Origin of the sequence: Nostoc sp. C057 (assembly GCF_013393925.1) — a bacterium.
GTDB lineage: Bacteria > Cyanobacteriota > Cyanobacteriia > Cyanobacteriales > Nostocaceae > Nostoc > Nostoc muscorum_A.
Window position 1 is genome coordinate 2,863,009 of the sequence record NZ_CP040281.1, and the last position, 22,601, is coordinate 2,885,609.

21 protein-coding genes and 1 pseudogene are annotated in these 22,601 nt (G+C 41.8%); 14 read left to right on the top strand and 8 right to left on the bottom strand.

Translation table 11 applies throughout. From position 1 onward, the window contains the following. Positions 1 to 672: 672 nt before the first annotated feature. The 3 genes from FD724_RS12510 to FD724_RS40805 all read right to left on the bottom strand — a co-directional run bounded on the left by FD724_RS12510 (position 673) and on the right by FD724_RS40805 (position 2,572). A complete protein-coding gene (locus tag FD724_RS12510) occupies positions 673 to 1,164 on the bottom strand; it encodes an orange carotenoid protein N-terminal domain-containing protein (RefSeq protein WP_179072854.1) in 492 nt (163 codons plus the stop codon). Positions 1,165 to 1,935: 771 nt separating this feature from the next. After that, a complete protein-coding gene (locus FD724_RS12515; RefSeq protein WP_179072855.1) occupies positions 1,936 to 2,334 on the bottom strand; it encodes a DUF6335 family protein in 399 nt (132 codons plus the stop codon). 115 nt (positions 2,335 to 2,449) lie between these two features. Further along, positions 2,450 to 2,572 carry a hypothetical protein gene (locus tag FD724_RS40805; RefSeq protein ID WP_256874544.1) on the bottom strand — a complete coding sequence of 41 codons (123 nt, stop codon included), beginning with the start codon at positions 2,570 to 2,572 and terminating at the stop codon, positions 2,450 to 2,452. A gap of 123 nt (positions 2,573 to 2,695) precedes the next feature. On the opposite strand from FD724_RS40805, the gene FD724_RS12520 reads away from it, so the two are divergent. From FD724_RS12520 to FD724_RS12550, 7 genes and pseudogenes are all read left to right on the top strand, one after another. After that, positions 2,696 to 3,097: a DUF2267 domain-containing protein gene (locus tag FD724_RS12520; protein ID WP_163927510.1), complete on the top strand. Its 402-nt coding sequence runs from the start codon at positions 2,696 to 2,698 to the stop codon at positions 3,095 to 3,097. Positions 3,098 to 3,202: 105 nt separating this feature from the next. Then, positions 3,203 to 4,300, top strand: a complete 1,098-nt coding sequence (locus FD724_RS12525) for a DJ-1/PfpI/YhbO family deglycase/protease (protein WP_179072856.1) — start codon at positions 3,203 to 3,205, stop codon at positions 4,298 to 4,300. A 107-nt stretch (positions 4,301 to 4,407) separates the two neighbouring features. Continuing rightward, positions 4,408 to 5,106: an SRPBCC family protein gene (locus tag FD724_RS12530; RefSeq protein ID WP_179072857.1), complete on the top strand. Its 699-nt coding sequence runs from the start codon at positions 4,408 to 4,410 to the stop codon at positions 5,104 to 5,106. Positions 5,107 to 5,442: 336 nt separating this feature from the next. Continuing rightward, a complete protein-coding gene (locus FD724_RS12535; protein ID WP_256874545.1) occupies positions 5,443 to 5,874 on the top strand; it encodes a hypothetical protein in 432 nt (143 codons plus the stop codon). Between the two features lie 162 nt (positions 5,875 to 6,036). Beyond that, entirely contained in the window at positions 6,037 to 7,206 is a 1,170-nt protein-coding gene (locus FD724_RS12540; protein ID WP_179072858.1) for a zinc-dependent alcohol dehydrogenase, read from the top strand. Between the two features lie 175 nt (positions 7,207 to 7,381). Next, on the top strand, positions 7,382 to 7,723 hold the full coding sequence (locus FD724_RS12545; protein WP_114084321.1) for a cupin domain-containing protein: 342 nt from the start codon (positions 7,382 to 7,384) through the stop codon (positions 7,721 to 7,723). A gap of 411 nt (positions 7,724 to 8,134) precedes the next feature. Beyond that, a pseudogene (locus FD724_RS12550) lies at positions 8,135 to 8,245 on the top strand (hypothetical protein); the annotation flags it as partial. Between the two features lie 279 nt (positions 8,246 to 8,524). Here FD724_RS12550 and FD724_RS12555 read toward each other — a convergent pair. Beyond that, positions 8,525 to 9,760, bottom strand: a complete 1,236-nt coding sequence (locus FD724_RS12555) for a methionine gamma-lyase family protein (protein WP_179072859.1) — start codon at positions 9,758 to 9,760, stop codon at positions 8,525 to 8,527. 90 nt (positions 9,761 to 9,850) lie between these two features. Here FD724_RS12555 and FD724_RS12560 point away from each other — a divergent pair, with 90 nt between their 5' ends. From FD724_RS12560 to FD724_RS12585, 6 genes are all read left to right on the top strand, one after another. Beyond that, positions 9,851 to 10,672: an acyl-CoA desaturase gene (locus tag FD724_RS12560; RefSeq protein ID WP_114084324.1), complete on the top strand. Its 822-nt coding sequence runs from the start codon at positions 9,851 to 9,853 to the stop codon at positions 10,670 to 10,672. 342 nt (positions 10,673 to 11,014) lie between these two features. Next, on the top strand, positions 11,015 to 12,067 hold the full coding sequence (locus tag FD724_RS12565) for a fatty acid desaturase (protein ID WP_179072860.1): 1,053 nt from the start codon (positions 11,015 to 11,017) through the stop codon (positions 12,065 to 12,067). A gap of 197 nt (positions 12,068 to 12,264) precedes the next feature. After that, positions 12,265 to 13,344, top strand: coding sequence for a fatty acid desaturase (locus FD724_RS12570; RefSeq protein WP_179072861.1), 1,080 nt, complete (start codon positions 12,265 to 12,267; stop codon positions 13,342 to 13,344). Between the two features lie 561 nt (positions 13,345 to 13,905). After that, positions 13,906 to 14,601 (top strand): NYN domain-containing protein, encoded by a 696-nt coding sequence (locus FD724_RS12575; RefSeq protein ID WP_114084327.1) that lies wholly within the window; start codon positions 13,906 to 13,908, stop codon positions 14,599 to 14,601. Between the two features lie 80 nt (positions 14,602 to 14,681). Then, positions 14,682 to 15,392 carry a response regulator gene (locus FD724_RS12580; RefSeq protein ID WP_179072862.1) on the top strand — a complete coding sequence of 237 codons (711 nt, stop codon included), beginning with the start codon at positions 14,682 to 14,684 and terminating at the stop codon, positions 15,390 to 15,392. 5 nt (positions 15,393 to 15,397) lie between these two features. Continuing rightward, complete coding sequence (locus FD724_RS12585) at positions 15,398 to 16,486, top strand: cell wall metabolism sensor histidine kinase WalK (RefSeq protein WP_114084329.1); 1,089 nt, start codon at positions 15,398 to 15,400, stop codon at positions 16,484 to 16,486. Between the two features lie 299 nt (positions 16,487 to 16,785). Here FD724_RS12585 and FD724_RS12590 read toward each other — a convergent pair whose 3' ends face one another. Continuing rightward, positions 16,786 to 17,451, bottom strand: coding sequence for an O-methyltransferase (locus tag FD724_RS12590; protein ID WP_179072863.1), 666 nt, complete (start codon positions 17,449 to 17,451; stop codon positions 16,786 to 16,788). Between the two features lie 1,035 nt (positions 17,452 to 18,486). Here FD724_RS12590 and FD724_RS12595 point away from each other — a divergent pair. Beyond that, positions 18,487 to 18,681, top strand: coding sequence for a hypothetical protein (locus FD724_RS12595; RefSeq protein ID WP_114084331.1), 195 nt, complete (start codon positions 18,487 to 18,489; stop codon positions 18,679 to 18,681). Positions 18,682 to 18,701: 20 nt separating this feature from the next. Here FD724_RS12595 and FD724_RS12600 read toward each other — a convergent pair whose 3' ends face one another. The 3 genes from FD724_RS12600 to FD724_RS12610 all read right to left on the bottom strand — a co-directional run bounded on the left by FD724_RS12600 (position 18,702) and on the right by FD724_RS12610 (position 22,566). After that, positions 18,702 to 19,400 (bottom strand): LapA family protein, encoded by a 699-nt coding sequence (locus tag FD724_RS12600; protein ID WP_179075495.1) that lies wholly within the window; start codon positions 19,398 to 19,400, stop codon positions 18,702 to 18,704. Between the two features lie 173 nt (positions 19,401 to 19,573). Further along, on the bottom strand, positions 19,574 to 20,194 hold the full coding sequence (locus tag FD724_RS12605) for a flavin prenyltransferase UbiX (protein ID WP_114084333.1): 621 nt from the start codon (positions 20,192 to 20,194) through the stop codon (positions 19,574 to 19,576). A 17-nt stretch (positions 20,195 to 20,211) separates the two neighbouring features. Next, a complete protein-coding gene (locus tag FD724_RS12610; protein WP_114084334.1) occupies positions 20,212 to 22,566 on the bottom strand; it encodes a ribonuclease R family protein in 2,355 nt (784 codons plus the stop codon). Between the last annotated feature and the right edge of the window lie 35 nt (positions 22,567 to 22,601).

A 22,601-nucleotide genomic window follows, 5' to 3' on the forward strand; every position in this document is an offset into this window, starting at 1 on the left:
TCTATTAGTCGGTGTTGTATCATAGGTTAAGTATTAAATAGCTTTGAAGACTGTTTAGCAATCGACTCTATTTAAACCTTTAAAAGCTGAGACGTATGGCTCTCATGAATTAATATCTTTATGAGCCATAATAGCTAATGGTAAATTAGTTACATTTTTGTGTTTATCATAGATATAATTTGGTATAAGATATGAAAAAACTCATTAAATCTCCGATGTAAAAAATTGAATTGTCCATCTTGATATCTCAATCAGTTTTAAGCATTTAATTTTAGATAAAAAACTATAAAAAGATAGAGCCTAATATAAAAAAAGCATATTTAAACCAACCAAAAGACAGATTAATTCAAATATAATTACTTTTAATATATTGAGTACAAAACAAAGGGCGTTAGGACTGTAGGGTGCAACTGACCTCATGAAATAAATGCTCACAGGGTAAAAGTTTTATTTTTACTCTGTGTTTATTTATCAAGAAAAAAATGAACCCGCCAGTCATCAAAATTTAAATTTATATTAAGCGACTGGCGGATATAAAAAACTTTCAAAAAAGAGGTATAGATAGATGCTTATACAGAACTTTGCAAGTAAATAAACTTGCTATAACAACCATCTTATCCTCATTTAGAGGCTAAATAGATAACCTCAAGCAGCCTAAAAAATTAAAAACTACTAAATTTCAGCACCTGCTTTTGCTTCAGCACCCATTGGCGACACATAATCACGGAAAAGAGTGATCTGTTGCTCAAAGCTTAATCCTTGAATTCTACCAAATAACGCTTTAGATTCTGAGGGTAGTTGATAATCAGACGGTACAGGAATGATAGTACCATTGTCCATACCTTGAGACAATCGATACCAAAAAAGTAACTTAGTGGTATCACCCAAAGAACCATATTCACGAGAAATTTGGGTATCTACTTTATTAATCAAGTCACGCTGAACTTGTAATTGTTGTTCGTGAGATAATTCCTTAACTTGATTAAACAAACCTTCCGCGATTTCTGGAGAAACAGTACTGGCCCCAGGAGCAGCTGGCGTAATTGAACCACCCATTTCTTTGTAAATGAACCAAAACAATGCCAGTTGTTGATCCACATCCAATTTTTGCCAAGCCTGAACATGTTCGCGAATAGTTGGATCGCTAGTTTGTGTGTATGTCATTATGAACTCCAATTGCAATTTATCAGTGCTATTAGTAAAGGTATCAAATGTACATTTAACGTTTTACCCTACTGAAGACATAGGTATTAAAATCAGAAAGAAGAATAATTATAAACAAAACATAAATCGGGGAAAGTATAGTCTCACTTTAGAAAGAAGAATTAAACTTAGATGCAAATGCAATATAAGAAGGAGTCAGAAGACAGAATGGGCTTCGCCCCGCTACGCTAACAGAATTAAGAATACCCCAGCAGTCAAGTCAGGGGTTTCAGCAAGGAAAGAATTTTTTCTTCTCCACGATAGCGACGCGGAAAGCGAGTCTTGCCTACGGCACACTCCACAAACGAGCGTCTTAAAATCGGGGGTTTTAAACCTCGATTCTTCATCCGGTCGCACAGAATCGATTCTGGATTCTGGCTCCTGAATTCTGAATTCTTCTTCGATAAAACTCATATTTGATTTATGAAAACATTCAATCCAACTCAAATAAACTTCTTGCCTATTTCCTCATAAGCAAATAATTATGTCTACGCCACGTTGCACGAACATAAATCAAAGCGGATTGCTATATCAAAAGCTACAATAATGCTTGGGAAAAGCAAAGTAAAAACTTGGCAATTTCAATGCTGCCAAATTGAGAGATTTTCGAGATATATTTCGATAGATAGATGATTAGTTTTGTTGTGACAGTGCTTTTCTAAGCACTGCCCAATTTAGCCACATCAAATTTGTGAATTCACTGTAGAAATACGGCTTCTGCTTTTATTAAGCTTATTCTCCCCGCTCTTGATAATCTTCAGAAGACTTTGGATCTAACTCCCAGCGATCGCCATCACGATCCTCTAAAATATCATTGGTATGCAGAAACTCAGAATCAGCCATTTCTAGGCCTACTGCCGCTTCTAGCTCCTCAGTTACATTTTTATCGGGAGTTGCAGTACTACCACCAACAGCTTCATCCCCAACTGCATCTGCATCTTGCCAATAAGCATCAACATCCCCACCAGTCAGTTCAGGACTAGTTTCTGTGTACTCGTCTCTTTCTGCTTTGATTGAACGTCCACCAATATTGTATCCTGGCAACTCTTTCACACCAGTACCATAGGATTCGGTAATTTCCTGTGGCAAATCATTGGTTTGAATTTCGTCATTATGATTTTTTTTTGCCATGATACTAGCCTTTTTTCTGCATTCTCACAATAACGTTTTCCTGTCACGAAGTTATCTTACTAGAGATGTATAGCTTTAGAAATAAAAGAATCTATCCCCTTAGTACGAAGCTAAACTAGCGATCGCACCATACCATTGGAGTTATGAAATCATGGTCAAGCAACTTGTAGTTGAAGTTTTTAGCTATGAGTGAGAATTTGTCAAACCGAAATAATTCAGTAGCCCAGTTTTCACTCATAACTATTTTTTTATTAATAGGAAGAATAAGAAGTTGCTCCATTTTAATTTTAGACTAATGCTTTTAACTACCTGAATGCTAAATAACAAAACATTCAATAATTTTGGGAAGCGGAGGTAGACAGTGGAATACAACGAGTTCATTACACATGTACAAAGCCTTGCCCAATCAGATTCTCGTGAAGAAGCAGAACGTGCTACCCGTGCCACACTAGAAACTCTAAAAGAACGGATAGCAGGTGATGATGCGGAAGAAATAGCTAAAAATTTGCCTCCACAACTAGGCAATTATTTGCGAGGCAGAGAAGGAGATAGTGTTCAATCCTTTAACTTGCAGGAATTTATCGCTCGTGCAAGCCAAAAAGAAAACATCGAACCAACAACTGCTGCAATTCATGTTCGGGCTGTATTTGCTGTATTGCAAAATGCTATTAGCCCAGAAAAATTTGCTGCACTTCACGCCTATTTCTCTCACGATTATGAAGAACTATTTGCTATTTCATCAACAGGTGAAGTAACTGCATAATAGGCAATCAAAAAAAATCAAGCTCACAATTCAGGATTTTTAACTTTCCTAATTGATGAATATTCTTACTAGTTAAATACTAGAAACAAACAGGTAATATAATCTATGACTGACCATAACAATCATTCCGGGAAGAAAAAAGTTGCTATCCTGATTGAACAGGCAGTAGAGGATGCAGAATTTACAGTTCCTTATAATGGACTAAAACAAGCTGGAATAGAGGTAGTAGTCCTTGGTTCCAGAATGAATGAAAAATATAAGGGTAAACGCGGCAAACTTAGTATTCAAGCTGATGGTACTACAACAGAAGCGATCGCAGCCCAATTCGATGCGGTGATAATTCCTGGTGGGATGGCTCCCGACAGAATGCGGCGCAACCTCAACACAGTACGCTTTGTCCAAGAAGCTATACAACAAGGAAAACTAGTCGCTGCGGTTTGCCACGGGCCACAAGTTTTAATTGAAGGCGATTTCCTCAAAGGTAAACAAGCCACTGGTTTTATTGCTATTGCCAAGGATATGATTAACGCTGGCGCAAAATATCTAGATGAGTCGGTGGTAGTTGACGGGAATTTGATTACATCTCGTGAACCTGGAGACTTGCCAATTTTCACCACAGCTATTTTGAGCCGTTTGGGTTATGGTGGCAAAGATGCGGCATTACCAAATGAGAAAGATACAAGTGCTGAATGGTGGAAGCTAGCTGATGCTTGGGGTGGCTCAACTAAAGGTGATATTACCAGAGGTTTAAATAATGCCCTTGCTGGTGAGCGTTATTCGCTAGAAGCATTTGAGAAATATTTGGAAAAAGAATCAGATAGGGAAGTCAACTCAGTCTTTCAAGAAATAATTGCAAATAAACAGCGCCATATTCAAAAGTTAGAAACCTATATTCATCACTTGGGCGAAAAACGCTCTTTGGGAGCAAATATTGCTAATCAGTATGCCAAGGTAAAAACTGCCTTTACAGGAAGTGATGACATATATCAGTTACGTTCTGCTTTAGGTGATGTGCAAACTGGTATTGGCGATATTGGTAATTTGTCTGCGATGTTCACTGACCCAGTAGCAACTGCTATTTTCAAAGAAATTTATCACGATTTATTGAAATACGAACAGCGATTAGTAGAACTGTATCGGGCGCGGATAGGTAGTCAGATTCAGGCTCCTAAGCCGACTACAGGCGCGGCAGTGTCAATGTAAGTTTTTTGAACTTAGACGGCTATCGCAGAGGCGCAAATAACACAGAGATAGGAACAAGAGGATATTTGCGCCTCTATGGATAATTACTGTGATGGAGATATAAAAAAGTGACTTCAACATCAGGTGATAAATTAAGTACCAGCCAGGCTGAAGCTAGTGAAGTGGAGCGTTGGGCATCTCTGATTGGTGGTGGTGCGATGGTGCTGATGGGTTTAAGACAAGGTTCATTGCGGGGAGCGCTGACGGCTTTAGCAGGTGGTGGTTTGATTTATCAAGGTGCAACTAAACAAAGCACAATCCAGCAAGCACAAGAAGCAATTGGTATCAACCAACCCATCAAAGTTGAAAAGACGGTAACAATTAACAAATCGGCAGAAGAATTGTATCGCTTTTGGCACAACTTTGAGAATCTGCCCACATTTATGAAGCATCTCAAATCTGTCAATGTGTACAACGAAAAACGTTCTCACTGGATAGCCAATGCACCTTTGGGTAACAGCGTGGAATGGGATGCAGATATTCTCGAAGACCGGGAAAATGAGTTTATTTCTTGGGCTTCTGTAGAAGGTGCAGACGTTGATAATTCTGGTTTTGTTCGCTTCAAAAAAGCACCAGGCGATCGCGGCACAGAAGTTAAGGTTGTTTTGGAATATAATCCACCCGGTGGAGCATTGGGAGCTACCGTAGCTAAACTTTTTGGTGAAGAACCAGAACAACAAATTGGTGATGAATTGCGCCGCTTCAAGATGCTAATGGAAACAGGCGAAATCGCCACCACCGAAGGTCAACCTTCTGGACGCAAGTAGTTAGTTGTCATTTGTCATTGATTTTGCCTAAGCGAATCACTAATGATTAAGGACTATGAAAAGTCTGCTGGAATGGTGGTTAATGATGTGGGGCTAGAGACGTGATTAGTACCTACATAATGGGAGGCGAAAGAGTGATCGCTTTCCCTAACGCCTGAAAATGATGGCGAAAAAGTTTGCCAACTAAAAAGTTAATACTGGCAAAGCGTTGAAAGAGATGACTGGTGGTCGTGATCTTAGAATAAACACCCTACGTTCATCATGTTTTTCAACAAAAAAAGGATAACTACATCAAAGTTATTCTTAAAGCTGAATGCTGAATAGTTATTCAGTATTTTGAATTATCCACCTAACATAATGCAATTGAGGTTTTTTATGAGTCGAGTAATTTCAGCGCTAAGAAATATTCGTATTTCCCAAATTTTTGTAGTTTTTTTGGTAGGATTTATGTTTTTATTTGGTCAGGCTTTTAGCTACGTTAATGTAGCACAAGCTGATACTGTTAAAACTCCAGAGGGTATTTATTACAAAGGAACACCCGATGAAGGTGAAATTAGAAATGATACCCAATCAAGAAACGATACCCAAATAAGAAACGCTCAAAATCCGTTAAAAAGCGCTGCTGATAATATCCGGGAAAAGTTAAACTTGGATGAAGAAACTCCTAGAGCCACAAAAGAGTTTTTTGATCCTGCAAAAAACCAAGCCGGAGATAAAGAAGGTTATTACCAAAATCCTGCTAGCAAACAACTAAGAGATAGAAGCTAGATTAGTAACAAATTTTGAGTCTAATTGTTTGACTCATATATTGTCGAATAAGCTTTGATCTATTACCGAGACGCGATGATTATCGCGTCTCCCAATAGGTTAATTCGAGTATTTTATCTTGATATTAACGAGACAGAAATCATCACTAAGGACTAAATAATTATGAAGGCAGTTTGCTGGCATGGAGTAAACGATGTGCGGGTGGAAACAGTTCCCGACCCTAAAATTATTAACCCACGCGATGCCATTATTAAAATTACATCTACGGCAATTTGTGGTTCTGATTTGCATCTTTACAACGGCTACATCCCCACAATGGAAAAGGGCGATATCCTTGGTCATGAATTCATGGGGGAAGTTGTAGAACTTGGAAGTGCAGTTAAAAATGTGAACATAGGCGATCGCGTGGTTGTTCCTTTCACTATCTCCTGCGGTAACTGCTTTTTTTGCAATCGAGATTTATCGTCACTATGCGACAACTCTAACCCCAACGCTTGGATGGTAGAAAAGCAAATGGGGCATTCACCATCAGGTCTATTTGGCTACTCTCATTTATTCGGCGGTTATGCAGGTGGTCAAGCAGAGTATGCACGGGTGCCATTTGCAGACGTGGGTTTGTTTAAAATTCCTGATGGTTTGACGGATGAGCAAGTGCTATTTTTAACAGATATATTCCCTACTGGGTATATGGCTGCTGAAAACTGCAACATTCAACCCGGTGATATTGTCGCTGTTTGGGGTTGTGGCCCAGTCGGACAATTTGCTATTCAAAGCGCATATCTTCTTGGTGCAGAACGTGTGATTGCCATTGACCGCGTTCCCGAACGCCTACAAATGGCTAAAGAATACGGTAAAGCTGAAATCCTTAACTACGAAGAAGTGGATGTTGGCGAAGCACTCAATGAAATGACTGGGGGTCGTGGCCCTGATGCTTGCATTGATGCAGTGGGAATGGAAGCACACGGTACAGATTTCATGGCGTTATACGACCAAGTAAAGCAAGCAGTACGTCTAGAAACAGACCGTCCAACGGCATTACGGCAAGTAATTGTGTCTTGTCGTAAGGGTGGTCATGTATCAATTCCAGGGGTTTATGGTGGCTTTGTAGATAAAGTACCGTTGGGCGCTGCCATGAATAAGGGTCTAACTTTAAAAATGGGACAAACTCATGTCCATAAGTATTTACGACCCTTGCTAGAACACGTTCAAAATGGTGAAATCGATCCAACCTTTGTCATTACCCACCGATTACCTCTAGAACAAGCGCCCCACGGCTACGAAATTTTTAAAGACAAGAAAGATAACTGCATCAAAGTTGTACTCAAACCTTAGTGGGGAATTGGGAATGGGGAATTGGGAGCAGGGGGACAGGGGGACAAGGGGACAAGGGGACAAGAGGGCAAGAGGTGAGAACTTGAAACAAGTCTTTCCCCTTGTCCCCAATTCTCCTTGTCCCCAAGTCCTCTTCCCAATGCCCAAAGTTAAAAATATAAAGAGGCAAAAAATTATGTCTGATACAACCGTTATCAAAGTAGACTCTAGTCATTCGCCTAAAGGTCAACTTGGTCAGAAATATCTTGCATCTGGCAAAAGCATTTCTATGCGCCTGTGGGAGAATGAGCAACCGAACGAACCTAAAGAGCCAACAGCACGGGAATATGAAACTGTTGGTTATGTAATCACTGGCCGTGCAGAATTGCATATTGAAGGGCAAACAATTTTACTAGAGCCTGGAAGTTCTTGGGTTGTACCCAAAGGAGCCAGCCATACTTACAAAATCCTAGAAGCATTTACTGCTGTTGAGGCAACCAGTCCACCCGCTCAAGTTCACGGGCGAGACGAAAACTGATTTGCAGTTATCTGAGGTTTTGCGTTAGCGAAGCTCACCGTTCGCGTAGCGTCTCGTAGAGAAGGTATCGCTAAAAACTTATAGCTGCTTTCGATTGCATAGAATATGGCGCAATACAGTTCAGTTAAGCATCTCTTTCTTCTCTCTGCGTTCTCTGCGCCTTCTCTACGAGACGCTGCGCGTTGGCGGAAGCCTCTCGTAGAGAAGGCGGTTCGTTATTCATACTTTAATTCAGCAACGCCTAGAATATAAAGCCTTCGTAGGGGAACAACACTTTTGTTCCCCTTTTTACTTTGACTCGCTATGTAGCCTAGTACAGCGATACAGTCAACTACTGCCTTTTACTTGTACCTTTCTCGAAACAAGCCAGGGCTTTCTGAAATCCATTCCTAGACAAAACTATAAATAAAAAATTTCAATAACTTGCAAGTATTACCCAAAATCTTACGCGGCGTGAAGGTTGCCGATCTGGTTGTAGTCTTGGGTAGTATCGATATTATCATGGGATCAGTAGAACAGTAGTATAGCAAATGCGTAGGCGTAGCCAGCCGTAGACATCGCCAAAGTAACAAATGGGTTCGCAAAATCAACAAATGCGATCGCCGAATTAACAAATGGGTTCGCAAAAGTAACAAATGCGATCGCAAAAGTAACAAATGCGATCGCAAAAGTAGCAAATGTGTTCGCAAAAGTAACAAATGCGATCGCAAAAGTAGCAAATGTGTTCGCAAAAGTAGCAAATGCGATCGCATTTGACTAATTTCTCAATAAACCTGATGCCCTGCGGAATATATGCTGTAATCAATCACCAGCATTTCCTATTGCATTAATCGCAGCTTCTAGTGCGATCGCTACATGAGTCCAATGAGTTCCCCCCTGGCAATAAACCACATAAGGTTCACGCAAAGGCCCATCAGCCGATAATTCCAAAGTACTCCCTTCAATAAATGTACCCCCAGCCATCACTACCTTGCTTTCATACCCCGGCATTTCATCTGGAATAGGATCTAAGTAAGAACCGATGGGAGAATGCTGTTGTATAGCTTTACAGAAAGCAATTAGCTTTTCGGCAGAACCAAGTTTAATCGCCTGAATCACATCACCACGAGGAGCGAGGGGGGCGGGATTTACTGGATAACCTAGTTTGTCAAATACATAACCAGTCAGATAAGTCCCTTTCATCGCCTCTCCGACCATTTGCGGCGCTAGAAATAAGCCTTGGAATAACAAGCGATTTTGGTCAAAAGTAGCACCGCCATAACTACCGATACCGGGAGCAGTGAGGCGACAGGCGGATGCTTCCACTAAATCAGCGCGACCGGCGACATAACCGCCAGCGCTGACAATTGTGCCACCAGGATTTTTAATCAGTGACCCCGCCATTAAATCAGCACCTACGGCTGTAGGTTCCTTTGTTTCAATAAATTCGCCGTAGCAGTTATCCACAAAGCAAACAGTGTTCGGATTCTGTTGTTTGACTAAGTGGACAATTTTTTCAATATCAGCAATTGATAAACTGGGCCGCCAAGAATAGCCACATGAGCGCTGAATTAACACTAAACGAGTGTTTTCAGTCACATTAGTACTTAAAGCTTGCCAATCTATAGTTCCTTCGGGGGTTAGCTCCAATTGGCGGTAATTTATGCCAAACTCGATAAGAGAGCCTTGACCTTGACCTCGTAAACCAATGACTTCTTCAAGCGTATCGTAGGGAGAACCGACCACTGCTAACATTTCATCTCCAGGACGGAGAACACCAAACAAAGCACAGGCGATCGCATGAGTTCCCGAAACGAACTGCACCCGCACGGCCGCAGCTTCAGCACCCATAACTTCGGCAAAAACTTTATCTAAAGTTTCTCGTCCTAAATCATCGTGACCATAACCACTTACACCAGCAAAGTGGTGTGCGCCCACACGGTGATTACGAAAAGCATCCAGCACTCGTTTTAGATTATGCTTGACCTGAGTGTCAATTCCAGAAAAAATTTCTAATAGTGCCTGTTCTGCTTGCCGCAGCTGTTCTAAGCTGTTCATCAGTTCCTCGTTCAAAAAAAATTAAATTATAGATATGCGGATTTTAAGATCGCACATACTAGGCGGGAAAATTCAAATTCAGGTTATCGCATGACAATTGCTACCTCAACCAAACCTAAAATTAACTGGGTTAATACCCTGTTTTTCATTGGACTGCACATCGGCGCTTTATTTGCTTTTGTTCCTGGTAACTTTAGCTGGACAGCAGTTGGTGTGGGTTTCTTGCTGTACTGGGTGACTGGTGGTTTAGGCGTTACTCTAGGATTTCACCGCCTTGTGACCCACCGCAGTTTTCAAACTCCCAAGTGGCTAGAGTATCTCCTGGTTTTTTTCGGGACACTCTCCTGTCAAGGAGGCCCAATTGAGTGGATCGGGACACATCGAATTCATCATTTAAACTCTGATACTGACACCGATCCCCATGATTCTAATAAAGGCTTCTGGTGGAGCCACATGGGTTGGCTGACTCATTATTGTCCAGCTCACGCTGATGTTCCTCGCTTCACCAAAGATATTGCAGAAGACCCAGTTTATCAGTTTTTAGAAAAATATTTCATTTTGATTCAGGTTGCTCTAGGTGTATTACTTTTGCTCCTAGGTGGCTGGCCTTTCGTTATCTGGGGAATTTTTGTTCGCATTGTCTGGGTTTATCACTGCACTTGGTTGGTGAACAGCGCTACTCATAAGTTTGGCTATCAGAGCTATGATTCTGGTGATAAATCGACTAATTGCTGGTGGGTAGCCGTACTAGTTTTCGGTGAAGGCTGGCATAATAACCATCATGCTTTTCAATACTCAGCTCGTCATGGGCTGGAATGGTGGGAAATCGATTTAACCTGGATGACTGTTCAATTGCTACAGGCGGTTGGTCTGGCTACTAATGTAAAGTTGGCCCCAGCAAAAAGTAGTTAGGAGTAGAGACGCGATTAATCGCGTCTCTACAGGAGTTAGGAATTACGTTCAATGTGAATCAGGCTTGAGAATTTTTATTTTGCCGTCGATTTCTCAAACCCCGATTTTGGGTAGACACAGAAATCCTGATGCCACAAGAAGCATTTCTAATTCACATTCGGTGTGAGTTGAGAATCTAAACTCCTAACTCATCACTCCTAACTACTAACTTTTCAAAAGTCTATTTACGGGTGCGCTTGTGTCTGTTAGGTTGCTATAATCCGAAGCGCTAATGTGAAGAATTTTTGCGGCAAGTTACTTTTTTGTGACTTGGTGTAGGATCTTGTTGTTTTTCAGGTGTTCATGACTACATCAATAATTAACAGCCAAAAATTAAGTGACGAGCCAGGCAATTCCGACTTCCGGCTCAAAGATATTATCAAAACCCTGCCACGCGAATGTTTTCAGCAGAACCGTCGCAAAGCTTGGACACAAGTCATACTCAGTGTCTTAGCAGTTGCCTTGGGTTATTACAGCCTGATCATCACTCCTTGGTTTCTTTTGCCCCTAGCCTGGATTTTTACGGGCACAGCTTTAACAGGTTTTTTTGTAATTGGCCATGACTGTGGTCACAGGTCTTTTGCCAAACGTCGTTGGGTAAATGATTTGGTGGGGCACTTCTTCATGATGCCGTTAATTTACCCTTTTCACAGTTGGCGCGTTAAGCATAATTATCACCATGCCCATACCAACAAGCTGGATGAGGACAATGCTTGGCATCCAATCAGACCAGAAGTGTTTGAAAATTGGGATACAACTAAGCAGTCTGCTTTTAAGCTGTTTATGCGTAAACGCCTCTGGTGGGTAGGTTCCATTGGACATTGGGCTGTTGTGCATTTTGATTGGCGGAACTTCAAAACTAAAGACCAATCCAGCATCAAGCTTTCTGTGGCTGTAGTAGTTGTGTTTGCTGCGATCGCTTTTCCGCTTCTGATCGCTACAACTGGTATCTGGGGATTTGTCAAGTTCTGGCTAGTACCCTGGATGGTTTACCATTTTTGGATGAGTACTTTTACTATTGTTCACCATACTGCCGCAGATGTTCCTTTTGCGACAGCGAATAAGTGGAATGAGGCTCTAGCACAGTTATCTGGCACTATTCATTGCGATTATCCGCGTTGGGTAGAAATCCTGTGCCACGATATCAATGTTCATGTCCCTCATCATATTTCCACCGCTATTCCTTCTTATAATTTGCGGCTAGCTTACAGCAGCATCAAAGAAAATTGGGGGCCTTATCTCCATGATGAGTGTCAGTTTTCTTGGCCTTTAATGAAGCAGATTACAGACGAGTGTCAACTGTACACAACTGACGTTGGTTATAAGACTTTCAACGAACATTATACAGAGCAATAAATAGCCCTGTGATTACACTCACGCTCTTGAACCAACGAGAGCGTTTATCATGCTGTGTTTTAATAAAATCTGGCAATTGTTTACTGAATAAAATTTTAGATAAATTGCCAGAAATTATCCCTCTTGTGTGTTAGCGATCGCTAGTATCGTGGGCATTCTAATCAAAGTTCTAATTTATATCCAATCAAAAGAATCCAGTGCCATCAAACATCATCACGTTCAACAGTCCTCTTGGCTCTGAAAAGTCTGAGGATACGACTAAATTACCTTTCACACTTGGGGATTTAAAAGCTGCAATTCCTGCTGAATGCTTTCAGCCCAATGTGACAAAATCACTTTTTTACTTCTTTCGTGACATCTTGATTATCGGTCTGCTTTATGCAGTTGCTTCTTACCTGGATTCTTGGCTTTTCTTTCCGATTTTCTGGCTAATGCAAGGAACGATGTTTTGGGCTTTGTTTGTAGTCGGTCATGACTGCGGACACCAATCTTTTTCTAAGCATAAATGGCTCAATGATTTGATTGGACATCTTTCTCACACACCAATACTTGTTCCTTATCATGGTTGGCGGATTAGCCACAGAACCCATCACAAAAATACTGGTAATATCGATAACGATGAAAGCTGGTATCCAGTAAGCGAATCACAATATAAGGAGATGCCTTTAGCACAAAAGATAGGCAGATATTATGTTTTTCTATTGGCCTATCCTGTGTATTTGTTTAAGCGTTCTCCTAATAAAGAAGGCTCCCACTTTTTGCCCGGTAGTTCACTCTTCAAGCCCTCGGAAAAATGGGATGTTATTACTAGCACTGTCCTTTTGATTGGGATGATAGGTTTACTGGGTTTCCTCACCTCCCAATGGGGTTGGATGTGGTTGCTGAAATATTACGCTGTCCCCTACCTTGTGTTTATAGTTTGGCTAGATTTGGTGACATTTTTGCACCACACTGAGCCAGAGCTTCCTTGGTATCGTGGAGAAGATTGGACTTTCCTGAAAGGTGCAATTTCTAGTATTGACCGTGATTATGGTTTGGTTAATCATATTCATCACGATATCGGTACTCATGTTGCTCATCATATATTCCTTAACATCCCTCACTACAATTTGTTGAAGGCAACTGAGGCAATCAAACCAGTGATGGGTGAGTATTTCCACAAATCGGAAGAACCAATTTGGAAGTCATTATGGAATTCATGTATCAGCTGTCATTTTGTACCTGATACTGGTAGTCAGGTTTACTACACATCTAATAATAAGTTGGCTAAGGACTAAAACTCAAATTCCCGACTTCTTTAAAGAAGTCGGGAATCTTGTATTTCCATCAGCCTTTTCTGACTATTTAAGCTTGAACATCCCCTCATTTAGATAAAAATTGTCTTTTAAAGATTATCCAAATACCTTAAAAAACCTACCTTTTGAGGTGCAATTGCATATTACATTATTAGTCTGACAGTATTTGAGCGTCCTGAGATTGCGATAACTTTCAACTTCTTGCTGTAAGGTTATTAAAACTCAGAGTTAAAATAAAAATAGATAGATGACGTTTGCGGATTCTTGCGCCTAACCTGGTAGTAAGATTTATTTTCTCCAAACTCTTGCTGTCTTGGTGGGTAAAGATTAACATATCTGTGGACAGAAGCAATATATTATCAAACCAACCCTAACAACACTGAAAAACCTTTGGATGTCTACTTTGAATCTGCTTTAGCACCATTTAACTTTATCTGCATGTAGTGATTCAAGACCATTACCTGCTAGGGTTATAAATTAGCACAGACTATACTATAGACAATTTACACAAAACTTTTACCATCTTTAAAATCAGAGGTATCAATGATTATAACTAATTTTAGCAAACAAAGAAATGAATTTAAGGAACCTAAAGTACTCAAAACTAAACCACATTGGCAAGGGCAAAATTTGAGCGATACTACGGTCAAAAGTAAAGAGCCTAAAATACAAGATACTACATCTGATAGTTCAGTTATCAATAGCTTGAATCGTGGTCGAGTTGCTATTTTTATTGATGGCTTAAACCTATTTCATACAGCTTTACAACTCGGCATCGAAATTGACTACGTTAAATTGCTTTGTCATTTAACCAATGGTTCAAGACTGTTGCGGGCTTTCTTTTATACTGGGGTTGATACCAGCAATGAAAAGCAACAGGGTTTTTTATTGTGGATGCGTCGTAATGGCTATCGTGTAGTAGCTAAAGATATTATGCAACCAGCAGAGAATTTCAAAAAATCAAATCTGAACGTAGAAATTGCTGTAGATATGATAACTTTAGCTCCTTATTATGATACTGCGGTCTTAGTCAGTGGCGATGGAGACTTAGCTTATGCGGTGAACGCTGTCAGCAGAATGGGAGTTCGGGTGGAAGTGGTGAGTCTACAAACTACTACTAGTGAAAGCTTGATTGATGTTGCTGACTGCTTCATTGACCTCGATAGTATTAAAGCACACATTCAAAAAGATTCTAATCTTGGCTATAGCTATCGCACACCGTCAAATTCAAACCTTTAATCCACCCTGGTAGAAGTTTCTCCACTTTGTAACAAGGGGATTTTACCCCTTGTCTGCTCTAAGTTTTGTGATTAATTGAAATGGATATTTTAATAGTTGAAGATGAGCCAGAAATTGCTCATTTAATCCAATTATCTTTAGAAAAAGAAGGATTTTTTTGTCGCATTAGCCGCGATGGGATAAATGCTTTACGAATGTTTCAGGAGCAACCACCTGATTTAATTATTCTAGATTTAATGATTCCTGGTTTGGATGGGTTGGAAGTTTGCGCCAGAATTCGCCAAAAACCGGGTACAAAAGATCCTTACATTTTGATGCTCACAGCTAAGGGTGAGGAAATCGATCGTGTGATTGGTCTATCTACTGGCGCTGATGATTACATGGTTAAACCCTTTAGCCCTAGAGAGTTGGTAGCTAGGGTGCGGGCATTATTGCGGCGTAGCCTTCGCCAAGGGGGAAAAAATCAAGTCAATCGTACCCAACACTTTATCGTTGACGTAGACCAGCGCACTGCCAGTCGCCAGATGAATTCTCAGCAACCGGAAATTTTGGACTTAACTACCCTAGAATTTAACTTACTAACCACTTTTGTTAGTAATCCTGGTCGAGTTTGGAATCGCACTCAACTAATTGATAAACTTTGGGGAGATAACTTTTTCGGCGATGAACGAGTGGTTGATACTCATGTAGCCAGGTTGCGAAAAAAGATTGAGCCTGATTCGGCAAGTCCTACTTTTATTAAAACTGTTGTTGGGGTGGGCTATAAATTTGAAGATCCTCCGGTAGCGTAAATATTATGAAAATGGGGCTGAGAACGCGCCTATTTTTCTCGCACTTAGTAGTAATGATCGTGGGGGTAGCTAGTCTGGTGAGCATTAGCAAAATCTCTTCCCCCCGCTTATTTGTACTACATTTGGAACGATTAGAAAATCAGGGGTTTGACTTAATTGATGTTCGGACTGAATTGGTTACAGGATTTGAACTTGCTTGGCGGCGCAGCACTATTTGGTCAGTTTTAGTCGGTACTACGGCAGCCGGAGGATTGAGTTACTGGGTGTCCAGACGAATTATGCAGCGCTTGACGGAGATGGAACAAATCACCCAGAAATTTGCTGCCGGTCAGATGGATGCAAGACTACCTATGTCTGATATTCCAGAACTGAATGGACTGGGTGCTAGTTTCAACCGAATGGCAGCCAGTTTAGAGGGGGTAGAAGCGCGGCGGCGTGAGGTGATTGGAGACATGACCCATGAACTAAGAACACCGTTAACAGTTGTGCGTGGTTACTTAGAAGAACTGGCTGATGGCGAAATTGAAGCGTCTCCTGAAATTTATCGGCGTTTAGCTAAAGAAACTAGGCGCTTAGAGCGGCTGGTGAACGATTTGCAAGAACTGTCTAAGGCAGAAGCTGGTTATTTGCCAATTAATATACAACGGGTAAATCTGCGTCCGTTATTAGAGTCGTTAGTGGAGAAATTCACCGATCAATTGTTGGAAGATGGGCCAGTTCTGCTCTTACAATGTCCATCTGTGCTACCTCTTGTATTGGCGGATATTGACCGCACAGAACAGGTGTTGGTTAATTTACTTGGTAATGCGGTGCGTTACACTAACGAAGGTTCAATTATCATTCGTGTTGGGACTGAAGCTTCTCTTCTCTGGATTGCGGTTATAGATACAGGTATTGGTATAGCTCCAGAAAATTTGCCTCATGTGTTTGAGCGTTTCTGGCGAGCCGACCAATCGCGCGATCGCCATTCGGGAGGTACTGGTATTGGTTTAACTATTTCCCATCGTTTGATTGAATTACAAGGCGGTCAGATTCAGGTAGAAAGCGAGTTGGGAGTTGGCAGTACGTTTCGGTTTTTTCTGCCTTTGGCTTAAGTTGAGCCAAAACCCTTGACATACAAGGCATTGACACAAGGTAGTCACGGCTGTGTCATACCCAATTGCTAATTTGAAAGAATCTAACCAAAATCTTGTTTTTTTGATGGGTGTCGAGATTTTGGAATTGGGTGGAATATAACGTTAATTTGGCATTTGGGTAGAATTCTATATGTCTACTTTTTTTTTGGCTGCTTTTTTGGTTAGTTTACTAAGTGTTTCGGGTTACGCTGCGATCGCCTACCTGTTCCCTCAAAATCGTTCCCAAGACTGACCACATAACGATTTCTGGCTATTTTCTAGTTTACTATTGCGATCGCAAAGCCGTCGTATCCTTTGCTGCCCACGGTCTGGATTGCCGTAGCGTTGACGCGTGGCTCAGAGGCAAGCAATTCGTTGAAGCGACGCACACCCTGAACGCTAAAATCGCTGCTGGTGGCATCAATTACTGCTCCGTTACGCACGACATTATCGGCAACGATCAGGCTACCGGGACGGGAAAGCTTGAGTGCCCATTTGAAGTAATCGGGATTGTTTGGCTTGTCGGCATCAATGAAGATCAGGTCAAATGGACTGTTACCCTCCGCAGCAATCTGGGGGAGTGTAGAGAGTGCTTGCCCAAGGCGTAGATCAACGATATCGGACAGACCAGCATAGGCAATGTTAGCGCGGGCGACTTCGGCGTGCTTTGGGTTAGCCTCCAGCGTAATCAGGCGGCCGTCCCTGGGTAGTGCCCGTGCCAGCCAGATAGTACTGTAGCCACCCAGCGTGCCAATCTCCAGGATGGTCTGCGCCCGTTGAATTTGTGCTAACAGTAGCAGCAGCTTGCCCTGATTGGGCGAAACGTTGTGTGGTGGCAGTCCAGCCGCAGTGCTGGTCTGGAGAGCCGCATCCAGCGCAGGATCGGGCGGCACAAACAGATCGGTGAAGTAACTATCAACCACAGTCCATTGCTCTTGAATCATAGATTCTCACTTTTTACCCCATCTATAAAATCCTGCACGGTCTTCTCCAAAAGAGAGAGGCTTTGCCAAGGCGGAGCGTCTTTCCCATGAGCAACTGCCAAAGGATATAAATAAAGAAATTTTGGCGCAGTCTCACAAAGAAATAGTATCAATACCCGACTGGAGCAGACCCAATACGGTTCGGATAAGCATTTTTCACTTTCCTTGTGGTCTGGGTAAAGGGTAAAGGGTAAGGATTTATTCAAAACCTTTTCCCTTTCCCCTTTAACCGAACCGTATTGGGAGCAGCCTCTAATCAGCCATTCATTAGCAGAGTATAGGAAAGAGAGGCTCCCTAATAGGAATTTTGATCAATTGCAATCTTTTCCCTACCGCTTCCTGAAAGTAGTAGGGTTTTGTTTCCATCCCTAACAGGCATTTTGATACATTGCAATTAGTAACACTTTTTACTTTAACTTTAATGATTTGAAAACCCGTTTTAATCCCTAAAGGGATTCTACTATGTTAGTTTTTAATCCTTAATTCTTTAAATGTTCTTTTATAACCACTTCTCTTTACTCTAAAGTCTACTTAATTAATGTATTGAAAGTAACTTCGCAATAGATTAACAATTTTTCAGTGAATTTACCATCAAGAATCAACGATAAATTTCTCAAAAATGTAGTAATTTTCCTGATGTAACCTGGTAATTGCCGTATATAGATCGCTTTCCTTAATGAAAAAATTAACATAGCTTGTTTGAAACTTTATCCAAACAATTTCTGTCTATCTAAATAATCCGAATTTTCACTCTGGTGCATAATTTTAAGTATACAGAATACTGTGTTTCTAATAGCACGGTATGGTTAGTCTAAAAATCTAGTTATAACAAGTCCTGCCCAATTAAATGTTTCTGAAAAAGGTGTAAATAATGACTAGTATTCTGCGATCGCCCAAAAAAGCTTTGTAAAGAAAGAAGTTTCGACACAAAAACTACTGCATATTTCACCCCAATAAGCCTGAATGAATAAATATAGGATGAATGAGGCGTCAACTATGAATCGAATTCGTGACGTTGTACAAAAAGCTTTAGCAACTGGCTATTTGACAGTGGAAGCTGAAAATCAACTACGACAACTGTTGACTACTCCGTATGACTTGGAAGATTTAAATGCTTTCATGGCTTTGCAGGAAGCTGCCATGACTGGTAAGGTCAAGCAGGAGTCTAGAGAGAGGTGTGGCATCAAGTAGAGACTTAGCCCTACTATGTCTTACCGACGGGGGCGTTTATCATCATCCTCAAAATCCTCATCATCATCAAAAAATTCCCAATCATCGTCATCCGCTTGATTAGTTGTGGGTGGCTGATAAGGAGGGATGATTACTCGGTAATCGGCATCATAAACGGATTCAGTTTTTCCCACAGCCGTATTTTTAGGCTCACGGTAGCTGTAGGAGTAAACTGAACCAGACTGAGAACTGCTTTTGGCTTCTGATTGACGTTCGTAGATTTTCGAGTCTCTAGCAGGTTGAGCTTGAGGATTAGGTGTAGGCGCTTCCTCGGACTTTTCATCAAAGTTCCAATCATCATCTCTACTGCCATTTGTCTCCCAATCATCAAATTCATCACTAGTAGGCTCTTCTTTTTTACTAGCTGGTGGTGGAGGAGTGGCACGAGATGTAGATTCTTCTCTTGGGGTTGCCTTTGCACGAGGCGAAGTTGTGCTTCGGCGGTCAGGAGTTTGGCGTTGTCCTGCCCCAAAATAATTGGATAAGTTAAACAAGGTAGCAATCAATAAAGATGTGAAAGCACCTGTGGTAGTACTGAACAAAATCCATATCGCTAGTGGTAATGGTTGAGTTCGCACGCCCAAAAATACTAGCGATAGGACAGGCGACCAATTTTGAACTAACAACAGCGTTAGTCCTCCCAGTACCGCCACCAATAGAATTAAGCGAATTACAGCCATAGCAATTTTGTCAATTGTCAATTGTCAGTGGTTAGTTGTCAGTGGTCAGTGGTCAGTTATCAGTCTGATTACTCTTCACTAATTACTGTTCACTGACTACTGACACTATCAGCCATCTCTATCATTACCCTTTTAGGACTATTGTGAAATTTCCGATGAGTCCACTAGGGGCGTTAGCGACGACCTTCCCACCTTTGAATTGGGATGCAGTCAATATCTAGTTGATCTAAAGCACGGGCAACTACAAAATCAACTAAATCCTCGATGGTTTGGGGATTATGGTACCAGGCCGGAATAGCGGGGACAATTCTAACTCCAACTTCAGCTAAAGAGGTTAAGTTACGCAGGTGGATGAGGCTAAAAGGCGTTTCACGAGGGACAATGACCAGTTTTCGTCCTTCTTTGAGTTGGACATCTGCTGCCCGTTCTAGTAAATCAGAACTCAAGCCAACCGCTAGCTTTGCTACTGTACTCATGCTGCATGGAATAATTATCATCCCCAAAGTGGCAAAGGAACCACTGGCAATCCCGGCTCCAACATCACCCCAAGGATGGCAACGGAGTTTACCCGAAAGGGCAACTCCAGCTTGCTCTCGCCAAAATTGTTCTTGTTGAATTGGTTCTGGTGGCATCCGAATTTCCTGTTCTGACTGCCAAACCATGTAAGTAGATTTAGAGGCAACCAATTCAATACTATAATCCGCTTCTAGCAAAAATTTGATCGCGCGAACAGCGTAAATCAGACCAGATGCGCCCGATACGCCTAAAATGATAGGTTTGGTGTTATTTGACACGTGAAGTTTGGTGGATTTTACTCGTCTTCAGAGTAAGGATCTAGGTCATCAGGCTCTATATCATTTGGTAAATACAGGTCTGAAAGCTCCTCATTGGAACCATTACCAGTTAGCCCTTTAGCTAGGCCATCGCTGCCAACAGTTACCAAATCAATTTGTTGACGGTAGTAATCGACACTCTTAACTTGGACGGCGACGCGATCGCCTAATCGATAAGAAGCGCGATTTTTGCGACCAAACAGTGCCTGTTGTCTAGCGCGATATTCATACCAATCGTCTTTGAGAGAACTGACGTGTACCAATCCCTCTACCCTCAAAGGCACACCAGGATTACTGCTGGATTCTACCTCGGCTGCTGGTACTTCAATTTCCACAAAGAAACCGTAGGATTGAACGCCGGTAATCACGCCTTGAAATACCTGGCCGATGCGTTGCTTCATCAGTTGGGCTTTTTGCAGTCCGGCTAAATCAGCTTCAGCTTCTTGGACTTCTTTTTCTCGGTCGTTGATTTGGACAATTACCCTAGTTAAATCGCTTTGGAGTTCTTGTTGCAATTCTGGGGGTAAAACGTTCCAGTTAATTTCCTCGTGGCTGGAGGAGTGGCGCAGGTTAACGCGTTCTCTGACACGGGTATTGCGGCGATCGCGTCCGTTTTCAAGTAGCGCGTAATACACTCTTTGCATCAGCAAATCTGGGAAACGCCGCAAGGGAGCGCTAAAGTGGACATATTGCGGTAGTGCCAGACCAAAGTGAGATCCTTTGGTGGTGCTGTATGCAGAAGGCTTAAGTGTATCTTGCAATAAGTAAGTAAGAACTTGCTCAGAGGGAGATTCGGCAAAAGCTGTCGTTAAATGTTGATAATCTAGGGGTTGGATATCGACTTCTGGATCTAGTGTGAGGTCAACGCCTAAATTGACTGCCAATTTCAGCATTTCCTGGACATCTTCAACATCAGGAGTACCTTGGACTCGCCAGATAGCCGGAACACCAAGAGCATTTAAGTGAGTTGCGAACAGTTGATTAACTAACAGTACCAACTCCGTGAGTAGCGATCGCACTGGTAAATCATTCACCACCACAGCGCCGAGAATCCCCTCGTCATAGTAGGCATTTTGGCTGGGCGGTAGATTCAACTGGAGGCTACCACGATTCAACCGTACCTGTTTCACGCCTGTTTGTAAGGCTTGGAGGTCTTGCAGTATTTGGACGACCTGTGGAGATTGAACTTGAGATTCACCTGTAAGAATTGCTTGAGCTTGTTCTGTAGTCAGTGCAGTCTCTACGTTAATTACACTGGGTTGAATTTCCCACTCCAACACTTCTCCAGATTGGGGATCAATGGTAATTAAAAAAGAGATAGTTAAGCGATCGCTCCCAGGTATTAAAGAACAGCGTTCTGCCACAACCGGGGGCAAAATTGGCAGTACTAATTCTCCCAGATACACTGATTTACCCCGTTTGAGTGCTTCTCTATCTAGGGCTTCATCAGGTTGGACATAGTGAGAAACATCAGTAATATGAACGCCCAAAAGCCAATTTCCGGCTAAGTTTTTTTCTAAACTAAAAGCGTTTTCTATAACTTTGGTGCCACCGTTTACCCCTTCAATGGTGAGAGTAAACAAATTACGCAAATCCAAGCGATTTTTTAGGTCTGCTTTGAGTAGCTTTTTGGGTAACTTGGCGGCTGCTTCGAGAACATGATCGGGAAAAGTCCGGGAAAGGTCGTGTTTGCACGTAACTAAATCTATATCAGCAGCAGCTTCGGCATCGCTACCGAGGATTTGCACCACTCGACCAAGGGGAGGATATTGTGCCAACGGGTAACGCAAAACTTCCACATGAACAAGGTGGTCGATCGCTTCTTCCAACTTTACCTCGTTAGGTTGGATCTTGAGTTCAAACAGCAATCGATCATCTAAAGGCACAGCCCGGAAACCAGTTTCCACCTGCTTAATTCGTGCCAGTAACGTGTGGTTGGAACGTTCTAGAATCAGCTTCACTTCCCCTTCAGGAGAGCGACGGCGGCTGCCTTCTTTGAGAACTCTAACCAAAACGCGATCGCCATTCCAAGCATTACTCAAATGACTTTCGCGGATGTAAATATCTTCGGCTCCTTCCACATCTTGAATAGCAAAGCAAAAGCCCTTACTAGAACAACGGAGTTTTGCCTCGATTATTCCTTCTTCTGAAACACGACGGTATTTGCCCCGTTCTTTGACCAAAATACCGATTTTTTCAAGAACATCTAAAGCAATGTGAAGTTTTTGTAAACTTTTTTCATCTTCACAGCCAAGTTTCTTTTCTAAAACCTTCCGAGCTACCAATTTATCATCGGTGAAATTGGCAAGGAGTGTAGCGATTGAAAATTCCATGCAGTGAACCGACCTTTGGTCAAAACATCATTTTT

Excerpts from the sequence above, each read along its gene's own strand:
- FD724_RS12545 (WP_114084321.1), top strand. The coding sequence starts at position 7,382 with ATGTCTGATACAACCGTTATCAAAGTAGACTCTAGTCATTCGCCTAAA.
- FD724_RS12515 (WP_179072855.1), bottom strand. The coding sequence starts at position 2,334 with ATGGCAAAAAAAAATCATAATGACGAAATTCAAACCAATGATTTGCCA.
- FD724_RS12585 (WP_114084329.1), top strand. The coding sequence starts at position 15,398 with ATGAAAATGGGGCTGAGAACGCGCCTATTTTTCTCGCACTTAGTAGTA.
- FD724_RS12600 (WP_179075495.1), bottom strand. The coding sequence starts at position 19,400 with ATGGCTGTAATTCGCTTAATTCTATTGGTGGCGGTACTGGGAGGACTA.
- FD724_RS12565 (WP_179072860.1), top strand. The coding sequence starts at position 11,015 with ATGACTACATCAATAATTAACAGCCAAAAATTAAGTGACGAGCCAGGC.
- FD724_RS12590 (WP_179072863.1), bottom strand. The coding sequence starts at position 17,451 with ATGATTCAAGAGCAATGGACTGTGGTTGATAGTTACTTCACCGATCTG.
- FD724_RS12555 (WP_179072859.1), bottom strand. The coding sequence starts at position 9,760 with ATGAACAGCTTAGAACAGCTGCGGCAAGCAGAACAGGCACTATTAGAA.
- FD724_RS12560 (WP_114084324.1), top strand. The coding sequence starts at position 9,851 with ATGACAATTGCTACCTCAACCAAACCTAAAATTAACTGGGTTAATACC.
- FD724_RS12540 (WP_179072858.1), top strand. The coding sequence starts at position 6,037 with ATGAAGGCAGTTTGCTGGCATGGAGTAAACGATGTGCGGGTGGAAACA.
- FD724_RS40805 (WP_256874544.1), bottom strand. The coding sequence starts at position 2,572 with ATGAGTGAAAACTGGGCTACTGAATTATTTCGGTTTGACAAATTCTCA.
- FD724_RS12610 (WP_114084334.1), bottom strand. The coding sequence starts at position 22,566 with ATGGAATTTTCAATCGCTACACTCCTTGCCAATTTCACCGATGATAAA.
- FD724_RS12575 (WP_114084327.1), top strand. The coding sequence starts at position 13,906 with ATGATTATAACTAATTTTAGCAAACAAAGAAATGAATTTAAGGAACCT.
- FD724_RS12580 (WP_179072862.1), top strand. The coding sequence starts at position 14,682 with ATGGATATTTTAATAGTTGAAGATGAGCCAGAAATTGCTCATTTAATC.
- FD724_RS12525 (WP_179072856.1), top strand. The coding sequence starts at position 3,203 with ATGACTGACCATAACAATCATTCCGGGAAGAAAAAAGTTGCTATCCTG.
- FD724_RS12595 (WP_114084331.1), top strand. The coding sequence starts at position 18,487 with ATGAATCGAATTCGTGACGTTGTACAAAAAGCTTTAGCAACTGGCTAT.
- FD724_RS12510 (WP_179072854.1), bottom strand. The coding sequence starts at position 1,164 with ATGACATACACACAAACTAGCGATCCAACTATTCGCGAACATGTTCAG.